Here is a 424-nt window from a genome sequence, read left to right on the forward strand (position 1 = left end):
GAACATGGTGGCCCTGAGGCCGTTCTGCTTCAGGGAGTTGAGCAGGGCGGGGGTGCCACTGCCCGGGCCGTCGTCGAAGGGGAGTCCGAGGTATCCGGCGCAGGCGGGGGTCTGCGCGGAGGCGGCGGTGGGGCCGGGGAGGGGGCCCGCGGCGGCCAAAGGGGGGGCGGGCCGGAACGGGAGGGGGGCCCGGGGGCCCCACAGGCGATAGGAAAAGGGGGGGGTGGGCCACCGGGGATTTTCCGGCCGGCGTACGGAGAACCAAAGGCATCGGTGAAGCCGTTAGCGGCAAGGTAGGACCGGCCGGGGATCGTCGGGAACGTCGCCTCGCGGGACTGGAACAACCCCAGTCCCGACCCGATCGGCGCGGCGGCCGGCCGGCTCACCAACGGGCAGGTCATCCTCATGCACGACTGGCCCGCCA

1 protein-coding gene is annotated in these 424 nt (G+C 73.3%); it reads right to left on the bottom strand.

Features of this window, described 5'->3' with window-relative positions; all coding sequences use genetic code 11:
* Positions 1-159: polysaccharide deacetylase family protein (locus TN53_RS42540; protein WP_046264275.1), on the bottom strand; the 159-nt coding region annotated here is incomplete at its 3' end.
* Between the last annotated feature and the right edge of the window lie 265 nt (positions 160-424).

The organism is Streptomyces sp. WM6386, from assembly GCF_000972385.1.
In the GTDB taxonomy this organism is placed as follows: Bacteria; Actinomycetota; Actinomycetes; order Streptomycetales; family Streptomycetaceae; genus Streptomyces.